The organism is Sphingomonas echinoides ATCC 14820, assembly GCF_000241465.1.
Taxonomy (GTDB): Bacteria; Pseudomonadota; Alphaproteobacteria; order Sphingomonadales; family Sphingomonadaceae; genus Sphingomonas; species Sphingomonas echinoides.
In genome coordinates this window covers 1,908,723-1,926,290 of sequence record NZ_JH584235.1, presented here as the reverse complement: position 1 = coordinate 1,926,290, position 17,568 = coordinate 1,908,723, and the positions used below count along the sequence as shown (strand labels likewise).

Annotated in this window: 15 protein-coding genes; 5 read left to right on the top strand and 10 right to left on the bottom strand. The window is 66.0% G+C overall.

Annotation, left to right across the window (positions count from 1 at the left end; genetic code table 11):
• The first annotated feature begins 60 nt into the window (after positions 1–60).
• A complete protein-coding gene (locus ON00_RS09025; RefSeq protein WP_010405160.1) occupies positions 61–1,056 on the top strand; it encodes an alpha/beta hydrolase in 996 nt (331 codons plus the stop codon).
• A gap of 63 nt (positions 1,057–1,119) precedes the next feature.
• Here ON00_RS09025 and ON00_RS09020 read toward each other — a convergent pair whose 3' ends face one another.
• The 3 genes from ON00_RS09020 to ON00_RS09010 form a co-directional block, all read right to left on the bottom strand.
• On the bottom strand, positions 1,120–1,578 hold the full coding sequence (locus ON00_RS09020; RefSeq protein WP_245535551.1) for a VOC family protein: 459 nt from the start codon (positions 1,576–1,578) through the stop codon (positions 1,120–1,122).
• Positions 1,579–1,719: 141 nt separating this feature from the next.
• Positions 1,720–2,790: an LLM class flavin-dependent oxidoreductase gene (locus ON00_RS09015; RefSeq protein ID WP_010405156.1), complete on the bottom strand. Its 1,071-nt coding sequence runs from the start codon at positions 2,788–2,790 to the stop codon at positions 1,720–1,722.
• The gene (locus tag ON00_RS09010; RefSeq protein WP_029622582.1) at positions 2,787–3,695 is read right to left on the bottom strand and encodes an aldo/keto reductase; all 909 of its coding nucleotides are present in this window, start codon (positions 3,693–3,695) and stop codon (positions 2,787–2,789) included. The genes ON00_RS09015 and ON00_RS09010 overlap by 4 nt, the downstream gene beginning before the upstream one ends.
• Positions 3,696–3,716: 21 nt before the next feature.
• Here ON00_RS09010 and ON00_RS09005 point away from each other — a divergent pair, with 21 nt between their 5' ends.
• A complete protein-coding gene (locus ON00_RS09005; protein WP_010405152.1) occupies positions 3,717–4,808 on the top strand; it encodes a Gfo/Idh/MocA family protein in 1,092 nt (363 codons plus the stop codon).
• Between the two features lie 100 nt (positions 4,809–4,908).
• A complete protein-coding gene (locus ON00_RS09000; RefSeq protein WP_010405150.1) occupies positions 4,909–7,290 on the top strand; it encodes a TonB-dependent receptor in 2,382 nt (793 codons plus the stop codon).
• A 39-nt stretch (positions 7,291–7,329) separates the two neighbouring features.
• Here ON00_RS09000 and ON00_RS08995 read toward each other — a convergent pair whose 3' ends face one another.
• Positions 7,330–8,565: an MFS transporter gene (locus ON00_RS08995; RefSeq protein ID WP_010405149.1), complete on the bottom strand. Its 1,236-nt coding sequence runs from the start codon at positions 8,563–8,565 to the stop codon at positions 7,330–7,332.
• Between the two features lie 185 nt (positions 8,566–8,750).
• Here ON00_RS08995 and ON00_RS08990 point away from each other — a divergent pair, with 185 nt between their 5' ends.
• Positions 8,751–9,824: a YeiH family protein gene (locus tag ON00_RS08990; protein WP_010405147.1), complete on the top strand. Its 1,074-nt coding sequence runs from the start codon at positions 8,751–8,753 to the stop codon at positions 9,822–9,824.
• A gap of 153 nt (positions 9,825–9,977) precedes the next feature.
• Here ON00_RS08990 and ON00_RS08985 read toward each other — a convergent pair whose 3' ends face one another.
• Both ON00_RS08985 and ON00_RS08980 read right to left on the bottom strand, forming a co-directional pair.
• Complete coding sequence (locus ON00_RS08985; RefSeq protein ID WP_010405145.1) at positions 9,978–10,985, bottom strand: LacI family DNA-binding transcriptional regulator; 1,008 nt, start codon at positions 10,983–10,985, stop codon at positions 9,978–9,980.
• A gap of 70 nt (positions 10,986–11,055) precedes the next feature.
• The gene (locus ON00_RS08980) at positions 11,056–12,681 is read right to left on the bottom strand and encodes an alkaline phosphatase D family protein (RefSeq protein WP_010405142.1); all 1,626 of its coding nucleotides are present in this window, start codon (positions 12,679–12,681) and stop codon (positions 11,056–11,058) included.
• An 87-nt stretch (positions 12,682–12,768) separates the two neighbouring features.
• Between ON00_RS08980 and ON00_RS08975 the strand changes: the two genes are divergently transcribed.
• Entirely contained in the window at positions 12,769–14,217 is a 1,449-nt protein-coding gene (locus ON00_RS08975; RefSeq protein ID WP_010405140.1) for a hypothetical protein, read from the top strand.
• Here ON00_RS08975 and ON00_RS08970 read toward each other — a convergent pair.
• From ON00_RS08970 to ON00_RS08955, 4 genes are all read right to left on the bottom strand, one after another.
• Positions 14,204–15,406, bottom strand: coding sequence for a glycosyltransferase (locus ON00_RS08970; protein ID WP_010405138.1), 1,203 nt, complete (start codon positions 15,404–15,406; stop codon positions 14,204–14,206). The genes ON00_RS08975 and ON00_RS08970 overlap by 14 nt on opposite strands.
• A 5-nt stretch (positions 15,407–15,411) precedes the next feature.
• Positions 15,412–15,939 carry a DUF2141 domain-containing protein gene (locus ON00_RS08965; protein WP_010405136.1) on the bottom strand — a complete coding sequence of 176 codons (528 nt, stop codon included), beginning with the start codon at positions 15,937–15,939 and terminating at the stop codon, positions 15,412–15,414.
• 2 nt (positions 15,940–15,941) lie between these two features.
• Positions 15,942–16,916, bottom strand: coding sequence for a hypothetical protein (locus tag ON00_RS08960; protein ID WP_010405135.1), 975 nt, complete (start codon positions 16,914–16,916; stop codon positions 15,942–15,944).
• Between the two features lie 147 nt (positions 16,917–17,063).
• Positions 17,064–17,568, bottom strand: a 505-nt coding sequence (locus tag ON00_RS08955; RefSeq protein ID WP_010405133.1) for a class I SAM-dependent rRNA methyltransferase, incomplete at its 5' end; no start/stop codon positions are given.

Genomic DNA, 17,568 nt, shown 5'->3' with positions numbered 1-17,568 from the left:
CCTCTCCGTTCGGGCGTTGCCAATGCTGGCGACGCCCGTTCGTTTTTCAGGAGCATGCCCGTGATCGACCGCCGCAGCGCCATCCTCGGAACCTTGGCGAGCGGGTGGGCGGCGCGCGGGCTGGCGCAGACGCCGCCGCCGCGAGTCGGCGGTGCCGCACCGGCGACGGCGCTGCCCGAACCCGACGAAACGATCGACCTGTGGCCCAAGGGTGCGCCGGGCGCGCCGCCGACGCTGCCGGTGGAGACGGTCGACGAACGCAGCAAGGATCACGCGCTGAACGACCGTGCGGTGCAGGGCATCAGCCGACCGCGCCTGGTCGTGTTTCGCCCGAGCACGCCCAATGGCGCGGCGCTGCTGGTGACGCCGGGCGGGGGCTATCGTTTGGTGGTGATCGACAAGGAAGGCTATGAGATCGGGCGCTGGCTCGCGGCGCGCGGGTTCACGGTGTTCGTGCTGTTTTACCGGCTGCCTGGGGATGGCTGGGCGGCAGGGCCGGACGTGGCGCTGGCAGATGCGCAACGCGCGATGCGGCTGATCCGGGTACGGTCGGCGGATTATGGCATCGTGCCCGAGCGGGTGGGCGCGATGGGCTTTTCGGCGGGCGGGCATGTCTGCGGCGATCTGGCGACACGCTTCGACACGCCGGTCTATGCACCGGTCGATGCCGCCGACCGCCTGAGCGCGCGACCGTGCCTCGCCGCGCCAATCTATGCCGTGCAGTCAATGGCGGCGGAAGTGGCGCATGCTGGGTCGCGCGCGCTGCTGCTGGGGCCATCGCCGAGTGCTGCGCTGGAACGCGCGCACTCGACCGCCGCCAATGTCTCGCCACGCACGCCGCCCTGCTTCCTGCTCCATGCCGAGGATGACGGGGTGGTGAAGGTGGAGAACACGCTCGCCTTTCGCGCGGCGTGCGTGCGCGCGGGCGTGCCGGTGGAGATGCATCTGTTCGCCCAGGGCGGGCACGGCTTTGGCCTGCGCGGCACGGTTGGCAAGCCAGTGGCGGCGTGGCCGGAGCTGTTCCTGGGCTGGGCGCGGACGCAGGGGTTTGGGTGACACCTCCTGCGGAAAGGTCAGGGAAATGCGCTCGGTTTTTGCGCGACCCCGGCGCAGCGCAGTTTATGGAGCGGCGGCGGCCTGTCGCTTGGGCTCCCACAATTCGATCTTCGTGCCATCGGGATCGAGGATCCACGCGAACTTGCCGCTTGGATCCGTGTCGTCGCGCTTGAGCACCGTCACCCCTTTTGCCTTAAGCCGGTCGAGAAAGGCCGCTAAATCGTCGACGGCAAAGTTCAGCAAGATGTCGCGTTGCGAGGGCTCGAAATACGCCGTGGTTTCGGAAAAAGCGTTCAAGATCACGGCCGGTGGGTGGCCAGCAGCCGCGTAAGGCAGGCTGGCACCGCCCCATTTCTCCAAGGGAATCCCCAGAACGTCGCGATACCAGGCCATCAACGCCTTCGGGTTCTTGCTCTTTAAAAAGACCCCGCCGACACCGGTTATGTGGCCGACGGGTTCAGCCGACGCGACGACCGGGACCACCGCTGCGGCAAAGGCCAGCATCGCGCGCAGCCACCGCATCTTCCCCATGACGTAGCGCTCCCCTGTTTCGTGCCCTGTGAGAAAGTATCATGGGGTGGAGCATGCTTCAATGACGCCCGGTGAGGAAGACTGGGCGCGCGATCCTGGCCAAATGTATGCTGAGGACGGGGCGGCTCGTTTTTACCCCGCCAACAGCCCATGCTCGATCTTCGGCAGCACATGCCGCGCGAACAGATCAGCTTCGGCGGCGTGGGGGTAGCCCGAGAGGATGAACGCCTCGATCCCCATCGCGCGATAGGCGTTGAGCTTGGCGAGCACCTGATCGGGATCGCCGACGATCGCCGCGCCGCAGCCGGAGCGGGCGCGACCGATGCCGGTCCACAGGTTGGCCTCGGCATAGCCGTCATCACCCGCATTTTCACGCAGGGCGGCTTGGGCGGCGACGCCGACCGATTGCGAATCGAGCGATTTGGCGCGGATCGCGGCACCTTGCGCGGCGTCGAGCTTGGACAGCAGGCGCTCGGCGGCGGTGCGGGCTTCGGCTTCATGCTCGCGCACCACGACATGCGCGCGATAGCCGAATTTCAGCGTGCGGCCGTAAGCGGCGGCGCGCGCGGTCATGTCGGCGATGATCGCGGCGACGGCTTCCTGCCGGTCGGGCCACATCAGGAACACGTCGGCCCCCTTGGCGGCGGCATCGCGCGCGTCGGGCGAGAGGCCGCCGAAATAAAGCAACGGGGCCTTGCCCGAGACGGTACGCAGGCGCGGCGGATCCAGCTTCAGTTTCCAGAAATCGCCATCATGGTCGAGCGGCTGGCCGTTGAGCAGCGTTTTCAGAATGTGCATCGCCTCGACGGTGCGGGCGTAGCGCGGCGCGGAGCCGAGCGTCTCGCCGGGCATGTCCGACGAGATGATGTTGACGCGCAAGCGACCGCCCAGCATCTGGTCGATCGTCGCGATCTGGCGGGCGAGTTGCGGCGGCCAGCTTTCGCCGACGCGCACCGCCATCAGCAGCGCGAGGCGGCGCAGCAGCGGCGCGATGCCGGCGGCAAAGGCGGTGGTGTCGATGCCCAGCGCATAGCCCGAGGGCAGCAGGATATTGTCGAAGCCGCCGGTCTCCGCCTGCAGCACGATATCGCGGCAATGCGCCCAGCTCGATTGCAAATGCGCATCGGGGACGCCGAGAAATTCGTAATCGTCATCGCACAGCGCAGAGAACCAGCTGATTTCGCAAGGCGGCAGCGCGGTCATGGCAGGCGCTCCCCACGCGATGCGACCAGCACATCATACCAGCTCTGGCGGGTGAAGCGGACCTTATAGACCTCGCCAATCTCGGCGATGCGGTCGAGATTCTGCGTGCCGACGATCGGGATCGGGCGGGTGGGGTGGGCCATGATCCAGGCATAAGCGGCGGCGGCGCGGGAGACTCCGGCTGCTTGGGCGACGACATCGAGCGCGACCGCGACCGCCTTCGACCGGTCGTCCTCGGGCGCGCCGATGCGTCCGCCGCCGAGCGGCGACCAGGCGAGCACCGCGATATCGCGTTCCATCGCCAGATCGAGCAGGCCGGTCTCGATCGGGCCGAGTTCCAGCGGGGACAGTTCGGGCTGGAGGCTGGCGAGCGGGATTGTCAGGAAGGATTCGAGCGCGCGCGTTTGCGCCAGCGTAAAGTTCGACACGCCGACCGCGCGGACCTTGCCGACGCGGACCATATCCTCGAGCGTGCGCGCGACTTCCTGCGGGTGGGCGAGGATGTCGGGGCGGTGGATCTGGTAAAGATCGACCTGATCGACGCCGAGTCGCGCAAGCGAAGCGTCGAGCGCTTGGCCGAGATAGGCCGCGCTCTGGTCATACGGGACGGGCGGGCGGATGCCGCCCTTGGTCGCCAGCACCATTTGTGCGGCGAGGCCGGGGGCTTCGGCGAACACTTTGCCGAGCAGCGTTTCGGCGTCGCCAAAGCCGCCAACGCCATCGAATCCATAGATATCGGCGGTGTCGAACAGCGTCACTCCGGCGGCGAACGCAGCCTCGATTCGCGTCCGTGCTTCTGCCACGGTAGCGGTGGCGAAACGCCACATGCCCCAGGCGATCGGACTGACCTGCACTCCGCTCTTGCCGAGGGGACGCAATTCGGGTGTAAGTGTGATTTCAGACATCGCTGTCATATAAAGGTGAACATGTTGGGAGAGCAAGTCCGATACGGTCTGGTCGGCACCGGGATGATGGGCGTCGAGCACATCACCAACCTGGCGATCACGCCGGGCGCGGTGGTGACGGCGCTGGCCGATCCGGTGGCGGAATCGATCGGTTGGGCGACGAGCGCGCTGGGCGATCGGGCGGGCGCGGCGACGGTGTTCGACTCGGTCGAGGCGCTGGCGGCAAGCGGACTGTGCGATGCGGTGATCGTGGCGAGCCCCAATTACACGCACCGCCGCGTGCTGGAGCCATTGTTCGACGCCGGTCTCCACATCCTGTGCGAAAAGCCGGTGGCGACGACGCTCGATGATTGCCGCTGGATCGTGGAACGCGCCGCGCAGACCGACCGCGTGTTCTGGACCGCGATGGAATATCGCTACATGCCGCCGGCGGCCGCCTTTATCGAGGAAATCCGCAGCGGCGCGATCGGGCGGTTGCAGATGCTGTCGATCCGCGAGCATCGCTTTCCATTCCTGGTCAAGGTCGCCGACTGGAACCGTTTCAACCGCAATACTGGCGGCACGATGGTGGAGAAATGCTGCCACTTCTTCGATCTGATGCGGCTGATCACCGGCAGCGAGGCGGTGCGCGTCTATTGTTCGGGCGCGATGGACGTGAACCACCGCGACGAGCGTTATGGCGGGGAGACGCCCGACATCATCGACAATAGCTATACCACAGTGGATTTCGCGAACGGCGTGCGCGCGTTGCTCGATCTGTCGATGTTCGCCGATGGCGCGGAAAATCAGGAGGAGATTACCGCGGTCGGCGATAAAGCGCGGCTCGACGTGCTGATCCCCGAAGGCGCTTTGGTGCATGCGCCGCGCGTCGGCTTCCGCAATGCCAAGCAGGTTACGCGGCGCGTGGTCGAGGTCGACCAGGCCGCGCTCGCCGCCGGGAGCCATCACGGATCGACCTTCTATGAACATCAGCGTTTCAACGCGGCGGTGCGCGGGGCGGGGCCGGTCGAGGTCACCGCGACCGATGGCATGATGGCGGTCGCGATCGGCACCGCCGCCGAGATCAGCGCACGCGAGCACCGTGTGGTGGAGATGGCCGAACTGGGGTTCTGAGACCAAGCCCAGCTTTACGGCGGAAAAGTATGACAGCGATGTCCGCCGCGCAAAAAGAATAATACCCATCAAAAAGATGGGATTTTTGAGGAGGGATAGGATGAAAGCATTGTACCTGACGGGCGCGGCGGCGCTGGCATTGGTGTCAGCCGCGCCGAGTTTCGCGCAGACCGCGCCTGCCCCTGCGGCGTCCGAGGACGCGCCCGGGGACATCATCGTCACCGCGCAGAAGCGCTCCGAACGGTTGCAGGACGTGCCGCTCGCCGTCACCGTGGTGTCGGGCGATGCGATCGCCGCGCAGGGCAAGACCAGCCTGGAGGGCGCGCAATATCTGGTGCCGTCGCTCAATTTCCTGAAATCGGGCACGACGCTCAACCAGTCGCTGTTCCTGCGCGGGGTCGGCACCTCGACCTTCTCGATCGCGGGCGAGCCATCGATTTCGACCGTGGTCGACGGCGTGGTCTACAGTCGTGCGGGCGAGGCGTTTGGCGACCTGGTCGATGTCGACCAGATCGAAGTGCTGCGTGGGCCGCAAGGCACGCTGTTCGGCAAGAATGCGAGCGCCGGCGTCATCAACATCATCTCGAAGAAGCCGACGAGCACGTTTGGCGGCTATGTCGAGGACGGGTTCTTCAGCGACAGCGAATATCGCGCACGCGCCGCGATCAATGTGCCGCTGGGCGAGCATGTGCGCTCGCGCCTGACCGGCTTCTACACCAATTATGACGGCAACATCCGCAACGTCACCACTGGAAAGCTGGTCAACGGCTTCGAACATTATGGCGGGCGGTTGCAGGTTGATGCCGATGCCGGGCCCAATGTGAAGCTCGCCTTCATCGCCGATTATCACCGCAACAATGACGATTGCTGCGGTGAGGTGATCGCGACCGGGCCGATCAACACCGCAACGGGAGCGGTTACCACCAATGCGTCGACAGCAGCGCTGCCAACGCCACGCGGCACCGACACCCGCGAACTCGCGCAGAATTTGACGACGCGGACCAAGGAGACCGGCTACGGCTTCTCGCTCCAGGCGGATATCCAGGCGGGCACGCAGACGGTCACGTCGATCACCGCCTATCGCAACTACAAGAATACCGAGATCCGCGACGGCGATTTCCTGCCTGCTGCCTATATCGGTTTCAACCAGCTCCACGATTTCGGGCCCCAGACCGGCGACACGTTCAGCCAGGAAATCCGGCTGACCTCGCCGGGGCATCAGTTCCTCACCTATGTGCTCGGGGCCTATTATTCGCGCGCCGCGAGCGAGCGCGTGTTCACGCGCAACGATCAGGTGTGCACAGCAGCGGTAACGCCCGCGCCGACCGCGCTGACGCCGTGCTCGAGCGCGTCGGCCAACCCCTCGACCTTCCCCACCGGCACCGCCGATTTCGGCTCGGTGTTCAAGAATGTCGCGCTGTTCGGGCAGGGCACGCTCAACATCAGCGATCGCTTCCGCCTGATCGGGGGCTTGCGCTACACCGTCGATCAGCTCGACGTGTTCCATTCGCGCGCCACCACGCTGGCGGGGCCGGGGATCAACGCCAATTTCGATCAGGGCGTGTATAACGAATATGTCCGGCTGATCGGGCTCGGCGTCTCCGCGACGACCGCCGCGTCGCAGGCGGTGAGTGCGTCCAATGGCGTGCCGTTCCGCGCGAAAGCGACCAACGAGAATCTGTCGGGCAAGGCGGGCGTGCAGTTCGACATTTCGCATGGCTCGACCGCGTATGCGACCTATGCGCGCGGCTATAAGGGCCCGGCGTTCAACGTGTTCTACAATCTGACCGCGACCGGCACCAATGTGATCGCGCCGGAAACGTCCGATTCCTATGAGATCGGCCTGAAGAACACGCTGCTCGGCGGAAAATTGACGCTCAACCTCGCCGCATTTTACGCCAAATATAAGAATTTCCAGGCGAACAATCCGGATCTGGTCGCGGGCGTGGTCGTCACGCGCTTCACCAATGCGGGCGACGTCTCGACACGCGGTGTGGAGCTGGACGCGACGTTGCGGCCGGTGCGCGACCTGAGCATCACCGGCGGTGCTGCCTATACCGACGCGCATGTCGACAAGTTCAACGCGCCGGCCGGTTCGGCGACGATCCCGGCGGGCACGCCGCTCGGCTTTGCGCCTAAGTGGAAGGGCAATGTCAGCGTCGATTACCGGGTACGCACCGGCGGCTTCGCCGATGTGCTGCTCGGCGCGCAGGGCTCTTATCAAAGCAGCGAGCTTGGCTTGTTCTCGGCCGATGCGGTGCAGCGGCAATTGGGGACGATCGGGGCGTATAGCCTGGTCAACCTCAGCGCCGGGCTGGTCAGCAAAGACGATCGCTACAAGCTGACCTTCCAGGTGCGCAACCTGTTCGACAAGAGCTTTGCCGCATCGATCATCAATGGCGGGCCGGGCCAAGCCTATCGCTACCAGATCCCGCGCGACGCCGATCGCTATTTCGGGGTGACCGGGCGCGTGACGTTCTGATTCTGTGAACCCTCCCCCCGCAGCGCGGGGGAGGGTGTTTCAGTGTGCGACGATCACGTCCGCACTGCGCTCGCCGACCGGTACGATCACCGGGATCAGCAGGTGGATCGCCAGCAGCGCGGTAAGGTACGACCCCGCACAGATCGCGAGCGCGGGCGCATAGCCCCAGCCATGTTCGAGCGCATAGGCCTGGAACGCGATCATCCCGACCGAGCAGAGATTGCCGCAAAAGGCCGCGATCCCGATCCGGCTGCCAACCGCGCGGGCCGGGGTAATGTCGGTCGTCACGCCGAACACGTTGGTCGAAAAACCCTGATGCGCGAACAGTACCAGACCGAGCAACAAGGCCGCCGCCCACGGACTTTCGACCGATTGGACGAACACCACCGGCAGCACGAGCACGGCATAGCCCAGCATCGTCATCTTGCGCGCGCGGTTGACGCTCCACCCGTGCGCGATCAGCCGCGTCGGCAGATAGCCGCCGGTCAGCGCGCCGCACGCCGCCATCCCGTAGACAAGCGCGATCGGTAGCCCCAGCGTGCCCTGCGCCAGCCCGAACAGCCGGTGGAACAGGTCGGGCAGCCACAGCAGCATGAAGAACCACACTTGGTCCGAGAGAATCTTCGCGATCGCGATCGCGGCGGTCTCGCGCGAGCGCAGGATGCTGAGCCACGGCACGGGCGCGGGGGCCACGGCGTCGAGCGCGACCGGCTTGACCCGGAGCGCCAGCCACACGCCGACCCACAGCACGCCGAGCCCGCCCGCAAGCAGGAACGCCGCTTGCCAGCCATAAGCGACCGCGAGCGCGGGGATGAACAACGGCGTGACGATCGCGCCGACATTGGGCGCGATATTGCCGATGCCGAGCGCAAGCTGGCGATCCTTATGGTTGAAATAGGTCGCGGCAGTTTTCACCGCCGCCGGCGTGCCGACCGATTCAGCGATGCCGAGCAAAATGCGGGCAGCGAAGAATGCGGGAACGGTCGCGGCAAATGCATGCGCCATTCCGGCCAGGCTCCAGATCAGCACGCCGAGCGCGAACCCGAGCCGAAGCCCGACCCGGTCGAGGAACCAACCGGTCCCGAGAAAGGCGAAGGCCGTCGCAACCTGAAACGCCATGCCGAGCGTGGCGTAATCCCGGTTGGACCAGCGGAACTGCGCCTCGAGCGTGGGTTTGAGGAGCGCCAGGATCTGGCGATCGACGTAATTCAGCATCACCGCCACGAACACCATCGCCACGATGATCCAGCGTGCTGCGCCGCCGCGTAGTGCCATTTGATCCGCTCCCGGCTCTTATCGGGACAGCGTTGTCACAGATGATCGCTTTGGGCTAGGTCCAAATCAGTGTGTCGCCCCGGGGCTTGTCCCGGGGGCCACCGAGCGGCAAAACCTGTCCGTGCGGTGTGCGGCACGGTGGTCCCTGGGACAAGCCCGGGGTGACGGAAAAGGCGGCGAGTACGATGACGATCCCGCAGCGCACCCGTCCGCTTCCGATGGCGGCGGACCTGTATGGCGACCTGTACGGCGACATGGAGAGCAGCCCAAAAAGCAGCTGGCGCGGCTACGTCCCCGGGCTGCTGGTGGTGGCGATGGGCACGCTCGCCGCCGGGTTCCTGTCGGATCATTACGGCGTGCCGCTGACGCTGATGGCGTTGCTGATCGGCCTGTCGCTCAACTTTCTCAGCGTCGATGGGCGGCTGACGCCGGGGCTGGCCTTTGCATCGCGCTCGCTCCTGCGCTGGGGGATCGTGCTGGTCGGCGTGCGGGTGACGGCGGGGCAGATCGTTGCGCTGGGGCCGGTCGCGTTGCTGTGCGTCGTCGGCATCGTTGCGGCGACGATGGCGGCGGGGGTGTTTGCGGCGCGGCGCTTCGGCTTCGATACCGCCTTCGGGCTGCTGGCGGGCGGATCGGTGGCGATTTGCGGGGCGTCGGCGGCGATGGCACTGGCGACGACCCTAGGCGAGAAGCGCACCACCCAGGCGCAATTAACACTGGTGCTGGTCGGCATTTCGGCGATGAGCGCGTCGGCGATGATGCTGTATCCGCTGGTCGCGCACGCTTTCCATATGAGCGACTTGAAAGCGGGGTTTCTGCTGGGCGCGTCGATCCACGATGTCGCGCAGGCGCTCGGCGCGGGCTATTCCTATTCGGACGGCGCGGGCGCGATCGCCGCAATCGTCAAGCTGACGCGCGTTGCCTTGCTCGCGCCGGTGCTGGCGGTGGTGGCGATGGGGCTGGCGCGCTGGGGCGGCGGGGGCGAGGGCCATGCCAAGGGGCCGGGCGTGCCGTGGTTCGTGATTGGGTTCTTCGTGCTGGCGGGGATCAATTCCTTCGGAGTGATCCCGGCGGTGGTCGCGACCGGTGCCGAGCGGATCGCGGCGGCAATGCTGGCGGCGGCGGTGACCGCGACAGCAATCCGTTCGCCATTGTCGCAATTGCTCGAGGCGGGCCCCAAGCCGTTGCTGGTAATCCTGGCATCGACGCTGGTGGCGTTCGGGCTGGCGCTGGTTGCGGCGTTGGTGCTGATCGGGTGATCGTTTTGCCCGTGGGTAGGCCAGGGGGCTGATGTTCTCCCCTCCCTGGAAGGGAGGGGTAGGGGGTGGGTGGGCCCGTAGTCGGGCGAAACGCTCGCCATCAGCCGACCCACCCCCGGCCCCTCCCTTCCAGGGAGGGGAGCCGTAAGGCGCTTATGCCTTTGTCACCGACCCGGTCGATTCACGCACGATCAGCTCATAGGCCACTTCGCGGCGCTCGATCGCGGCGTGCGCGGGGGCGAGTAGCAGGTCGGCGGCCTGATACGCCATTTTCCGGGTTGGCTGGCGGATCGTGGTAAGCGGCGGCCAGACGAAGCCGGCCAGCGCGGTGTCGTCGAATCCGGCGACCGACAGCTGGCCCGGCACCGACAGGCCGCGCCGGTGCGCCGCCGTCAGCGCGCCCGCCGCCATGTCGTCGCTGGAGGCGAACACAGCCGTTGGTGGCTGCGGCAGCGCGAGCAGGGCCTCGGCCGCCGCTGCGCCCGAGGCGAAATCATAGCTGCCCTCGCGCACCAGTGCGGGATCGAAGGCGATGCCCTGCTGCCCGAGCGCCGAGGCATACCCCTGCAAGCGCTGGCCGCTGGTCGCATAGCTCGGATGTCCGGCGATGAAGCCGATCCGCCGGTGGCCGAGCGACAATAAATGCGCGGTCATCGTCGCGGCGGCGGCGGCATTGTCGATGAAGGTCGACGGTGCGATCTCAAGCGCGGTGCCCGGCGAAACGCGCACGAAGCGCACCCCGCGTCGCTGCAGCAGATCGAGCACTTGCGGATAGTCCGAGACCGGCGGCGTCAGGATCAAGCCATCGACATGCGTCGCGTCGACCAGATTTTCGATATCGTCGAGCAAGGTGGTCGAGTTGCGATCATAGGGCTGGGCGATCATCCGCACGCCGTCCGCCACGCAGCGATCGCGAATGCCCGATTGCATTTCGTAGACATAATAGGGGCTGGGATTGTCGCAGATCAGCGCGATCTGAAAACTGCGCTTTCCCGCCAGCGAGCGCGCCGCCGCATTCGGGCGGAAGTTCAACGCGGCAACCGCCGCCTCGACCTTGGCGCGCGTTTCCTCGCCGACATAGCGCTCCTTGTTGAGGACGCGCGACACGGTTTTGATCGATACCCCTGAAACGCGAGATACGTCCTTGATCGTTACGCGCAACGTCGCCGCTCCCGAATGCCCCGCTGGTGTGGCGCACGGGTGTGCCGCACCAGCGGGGTCTCGGCAACCGTCATGCCATGGTGTTGCGCCCGCGCTGGATCGTGGCGGTGTGGCCGATGCTGGCGGCGGGGGTGTGCGTCTTGATCGTGTCGACCATGATCCAGTCGTTGCTGGCGCTGCTGGGCGTCAACGTCATCGCCATATAGCCGCGGCGCGACGTGTCGCACCATTTGAGTTCGGAATTGGCGCGGACGAGCGTCGCGGCGATCAGCTTGGGGTCGGTCTTGGTGGCGGCTTCATAGCCCGGCGAGGTGACCGAATGGCCGGCAAATTCGACGCCGGCGGGCTTGCCGTCCTGCGCCAGATCATAGGCCCAGGCATTGTGGCTGTCGCCCGACAGTACGATGAGGTTGGCCCCTTGCGCCTGCGCGCCCTTCAGGAAGCGCGCCCGGGCAGCGGGGTAGCCGCCCCAATTGTCGTAATTGAACGGCAAGCCAAGTTTGGCCGCCGCAACGCCCGCGAGAATATAGTTTTTGGCGCGCGCCGGTGCATCGGGGGCGACCCAGCTCAGCGCATCCTGTGGCATCACGGTTGCGCCCATGATCGTGCCGAAGCCGACGACTTGCCAGCGCTGGCCCTGGCGGACCGACTGCGCGAGCGCGTGGTTGAGCCAGCTTTCCTGCTGCGAGCCCATCATTGTTACCGCCGGATCCATCCACGCGCCGTCGCGGAAGGTCTTCAGCGCGGCGATCGGATCGGCCGCCTTGAACAGCGCTGCGACATCGGGCTGCTTGGTGCGCGCGAGCAGGCGCGTTTCGGTGCGGAACAGCGTGGCAAGCGTGCCGATCTCATACGCCTTCCACGGTTCGTCCGACACCGGCATCCATTCGCGATAGGCCTGGATCGCGGCGGCGCGGCGGGCATTCCAGTCGCCTTCGTCGGGCTGGTGGTTTTCGGCACCGCCTTCCCAGCTGTCGTTTGACGATTCGTGATCGTCCCACTGCACGATCATCGGCAATTTGGCGTGCAGCGCCATCAGATCGGGGTCGCTGCGATAGCTGGCGTAACGGATGCGGTAATCGGCGAGATGGAGCAATTCCGTAGCGGGCTGCGGCACGCGTCCGGCGACCTGATCTTTCAGCGCGGGATAATCCCCGGTGCGGTATTCGTAGAAATAGTCGCCGAGATGGATCGTCAAATCGAGATCGTTGCGCGCGGCGGCATGGGCGTATGCGTTGAAATAGCCATAGGGCATGTTCGAGCAGGAGAAGGTCGCGACGCGGAAGCGATCGACCGGACCGACCGGCAGCGTCTTGGTGGTGCCGACCGGCGAGAAGCTGCCATCGGGCGCGATGAAGCGGTAATGATAGACGCGGCCCGGCGCGAGGCCGTCGACGGTGATCTTGGCCGTGAAATCGCGCCATACACCCGTGATTTGCGATCCCCCCGCCACGACATGGGCGAAATCGGGCGTTTCGGACAGTTCGACGCGGACTTCGGCGGTGTCGCCGGTGGCGGGGACATAGCGGGTCCATAGCAGCATCGAATCGCCGGCGGGTTCACCGCTCGCGACCGAGTGGGTGAAGCCCCGCGCACTCGCAACCGTGTTGCTTTGCGCAAAGCCCGGCACCGCGAACGCGCCGAGCCCGAACGAACCGGTGAGCAGGAAGGAGCGGCGATCGATACGAAGGGTCATGGGAACATCTCCAGCTAATGCCGAGCCCCTGCGCCCTCGATATGGCGTCTGCGTGACAGTGCGATCGGCCTTGGCTAAAGCCACTCGATGGACGAGCGAACGACCGATCCGGTGCTATTTCCCTGGCGTTACGGCGCGGGTGTCTTGGTATTTTTCACGCTCTGCGCGCTGATCCGCTCGGTCGACCATGACGAGAGCCAATATGTCGCGGCGGCCGTGCTCACCGCGCACGGATACCTGCCCTTTCGTGACTTTGCCTATTTGCAGACGCCGTTGCAGCCGTTCCTGTTTGCGCCCGTCGCGTGGCTGGCCGGGCCGTGGGTGTGGCCCGCGCTGCGGCTGGTCAATGCTACGCTCGGCGCGGTGTTGGTCAGCTGTGTCTGGCGCGCGGCGCGCGAAGCTGGGGCTTCCGCGCGCGCCGCGCTGATCGCGGCGGGGTTGCTCGCGCTGAGCGATATTCTGCTGTTCAGCATCGCCACTGCCCGCAACGACGCCTTGCCTGCGGCCTTGCTCGCTGCCGCGCTGGTGCCGATCGTGCGGGCACAGCAGGGGCGTGGCAGCGCGGGACAGGCGGTGCTGATCGGGCTGTTGCTAGCCGCAGCCGCAGCGGCGAAAGTGTCCTACGCGCTGCCTGCGGCAGCTTACGGGGTGTATGCGCTCATCGATCGACGGCACCGCCCGCTCGCGGTGTTGGCGGGGGCGATGCCGATGGTGGCGTTTGTCGCCTGGACCTGGGCGATGGCACCCGCCGCCTTTGTGTTCGGCACGCTGCGCTTCCCGGCGCTGGCTCCGGCGGAATATTACACGCCGGGATCGTGGAAGATGTCTTATCTCGCCAAGGCGGTCGATGCGCTGAAGTTCTTCGCGCTCGGGCCTGCTTTGCTCGCGCTGGTGCTGGTGCGCCGCCGTTTGATGCGGCCCGGCGTGGTCGAGTGGCTGGTGCTGGCGGGTTTGGTCGCCGCGCTGCTGCCGTTCCCCACCTGGCGGCAATATCTGCTGCCGGTTCTGCCGCCGCTGTTCGTTGTGCTGGCGTTGGTGTGGGACCGGGCACCGCCGGGGCGGGGGCTGCGGATCTTTACCGTGGTAACGATCTTTGCTGGCCTCGCGCCGAGCGTGGCGGCGGCGGTCCAGGCGCTGGACGGGTCATCGATGCTGGTTGCCTTGCGCGAGGGACGGGCGATCCGCACCGCGCTCGACTCGGCGGGGGTGCAGGGCCCGGTGGCAACGCTGTCGCCGCAGTTTCTCGGCGTGACCGGGCGTTTGCCCGACCGGCGTTTCGCGGCTGGCCCGTTTTATTACCGCACCCACCAGCTCGCCGACCCGGCGATCGAGCCGCGCTTCCATGTCGTGTCGGCCGATCGTCCAGCCGACCTCGATCGCGCGCCCCCTGCCGCCGTCCTGATCGGCGGCGAGGCCCCGTGGACGGCGGGCGACAGCGACACCGATGCCTTGCTCGAACACTGGGCGATCGCGCGAGGGTATCGGACGGTGGCGATCGACAGCACGCGCTTCCGCTTGTACGTCAGGCGACCTTGAGCATCGCTCCATTGCGCTTGGCGTCGACCAGCCCCTGATAATAGTCCATCAGTTCGACGGCATGGTCGCGGTCGCTGCGCACCTTGGTGGCCGCCACCAGCACGGCACGGCGCAGCACGCGCTGGTCGCGCGCGAACAGCCGGTGGATCGCCGCCGCGGCGCTTTGCGCGTCGCGCGCGGTATAGAATTCGGACGCATGGCGGTCGGCAACCTCTGCGCAGCCGCCAGTATCAGGCACGATCAGCGGCAAACCGCCCGCCATCGCTTCGGATGCGACTAGACCGAAGGGCTCCGCTTCGGACCCGTGGATCAGCGCGTCGCAGCTCGCAACGATGCGCGCGAGGCGTTCGCGGTCATAGACCGGGCGGAACATGCGGATGTGCGGCGAACCCGCGATGCGCGCCTCGATCTGGCGGCTTTCGACGCCGGTGCCGAGCAGGATCAACCCGACCGGCAAATCCGAACCGGCGCGCTCGACCGCGTCGATCACCAGCCGCCAGCGCTTTTCGGGATGATGACGGCCAAGCCCCAGCAGCAAATGCCCGCTCGGCGGCAGGGCGCATTGCGCGAGCAAGGCGGCGCGCAAGCGATCGTCGCGCAGATCTGGCGAGAAATGGCCGCGTTCGATCCCCAGTGGCATCGCTGCATCGATCCGCACACCGCGCGCCTTCAAGCGCTTTTCGAGAGCGGGGCCGTTGGTGACGACCGCATCGAAATGCTGGAGGAAGCCGCTCATATAGCGGCTGTACCAGGAGAAAGCGCGCTCGATCCGCTCCTGCGGCGCGAGGCCTTCAAACCAGCGCAGCGCATAGGCCGCCATATTGTCATTGTGCATGAAGAAGCTCTTCACTGCACCGCCCTCATATTTCGGCTGCCACTTGCCGATCACCCAGGGCAAGCGCCACGGCGAGGAGGTTTCGACGACATCGGGCTGCAATTGGTCGAGCAGCTTCAGGATCGGGGCCGATTCCCAGAACAGCCCGTAATTCTGGTCGAGCGGCAAATGCCCGGTCTGGATCCAGATCACCTTGCCGCCGCCGGGACGCTCCTCGACCGCATTCTCGCGACCGGGCGCGAGCACGATCAGCTCATGCCCGAGATCGGACATGATGCCCATCTTGCGATCGATATAGGTGCGCACACCCCCGCCGGTCGGCGAGTAGAATTCGTTGACGTCGACGATCCGCATGGCGTCTATTCGTCCTTGAGCGGCCCGAACCCCCCGAGCCCGCGCAGATATTGCGCCCGAATCTCGGTGGATACCACCCCCTGCGGCACGACGATCCGCGCCATGGCAAGCTTGGGGCGCGACCGGCCGAGCCGCGCGTTGGTCGGGAAGCCCGCGCCATCCTGCCACAGGTTGAACTTGTTCTTGCCGTCGCGATTGTGCGTGAACAGCAAGGCATAAGGGCCAGGCGTCGGCACGCGGATGCACAGCACGATCGGGCCGCTGGCCGGGGTGGGCAGGCGCACGCGGCGGAAGAACTTGCCTTCCTTGATCAGATCGCGATCGTCCTTCAGGAAATCGGCATCGTTGGCGGGGAACAGTTCGAGCTTCAATTCGCCGGTGCGATCCTTCAGCCCGTCGACGGTCACGCGAATCGCGGGCCCGCCCGAGGTGCAGGCTGCGGCGTCGCTGCCCAGAATCTGCGCGGCGCTAGCCGTGACGGGCAGAATCGCTGCGCCGGTGATTGCCGCCGCCATCAAAACCTTGCGCACCATTTTCAACTCTTTCTCACCAAGTCGACCAGCCCGAACATCGCGACGAGCACAACATGGACCAGCAACGGCAGCGCCGCGGTGACCGCGATCAGCACCGACAAGGCTGCATCCTGACCGATCAATAGGGTGGCGAAGGTGGCGAAAAGAAGGTCTTTGTTCGGCACAAGTGGCAGCCGCCCGACGATCAGCCGCGCCGCCGACAGCAGCAGCCACATGCCAAGCGAGACGCTCGGCAGGCCATAATGCCAGGCAAAGGCGATCAGCACCGATCCCGCGATCAAGCGCAGGCAATGCACGCCGAAGATCCACCACAAGGTCGCGCGCGGCAGCGAGAAGACGCGCTTGGAAAAGATCAGGAAGGGCAGCGACATTGCGAACACCACGACCACCGACCAGATCGCATTGTGCAATTGCTGTTCGGTCAGCAGCCCCACGCCGAGCGGCATTGCCACCGCGATCATGGCGAGCGTGACCATGTTGCCGGCAATCGCCGACAGGATGCTGACGTCTTTTACAGCACCGAACGGGGCCGCGACCATTGACGAGCGTTGCCGCGCCCAGGCGTAGAAATACGCCTCGCCCGAATAATTGAGCACATCGTTGGCGATGCGTTTTTTGGTCAGCGCGACGAAGCCCGCCGCCGGAATCCCCCACAATTTGCGGAAGATGATGAAGTCGCCGGTAACGGGGGAGATATAGAGCAGGCCAAAGAAGAGGTAGAAAAGCGGGTTGCTCGGCAGCGCCGAAACCAGATTGTCCACGCCGAGCGCGCGCAGCTTCAGCGCCAGCCACACGATCATCACGACGGTGACGGCGGCCCCCAGATAGGACGGCCAGCGTCGCGTCAGCGGTGCCATCGGCTCCAGACCGGCAAGATCGGGCACCCCGGACAGGCCAGGCATTGGCGGCAAGGTCATATGCGCGGTCACGCTCTGCGTCGAAACGCCGATAGTCGGCCCAGTCGTAATGTTATCCACGTGGCGCGTTTGTCCGCTTTTTGACCGGTTCCGGCGGCTCCATTGCCGCGCATTAGCGGCATAAGTGTGGCGCGGCAAACGCCAAGAAAAGGGGCGGAGCCATCATTCCATCCAATATGATGAGGAGAGCGCGCTGGCGCGACGGGTTTAACGCGACCAGCGCGCGAAGATGGCGGTGGGCAGCAACAGCCCGCGCGCTTCCTCGCGCACCGCCATTTCGCCGACCTCGACCGTGCCACCGAGATCGGCCAGCGCCTGGCGCACTACCTCGCCGATCGCGAGCGCCGACATGCGCACGGCATAGACGGTCAGTACCAGGAACTTGCTGTCCTGGTCCAGCAGGCGGCGGCAATCGGCGATCAGGCCGGGCAGCCCCTCTTCCAGCCGCCACACTTCGCCATCAGGCCCGCGCCCGAATTTGGGCGGATCGAGGAAGATGCCGTCGTACCGCTTGCCGCGCCGCACTTCGCGCGCGGCGAATTTGGCGGCGTCGTCAACCATCCAGCGAATCGGGCGATCGGCCATGTCCGACAGGAAGGCGTTGGTCTTGCCCGCCTCGACCGATTTCTTGGAAGCATCGACATGCGTCATCGACGCGCCCTTGGCGGCGAGCGCCAGCGTGCCGACCCCGGTATAGCCGAACAGGTTGAGC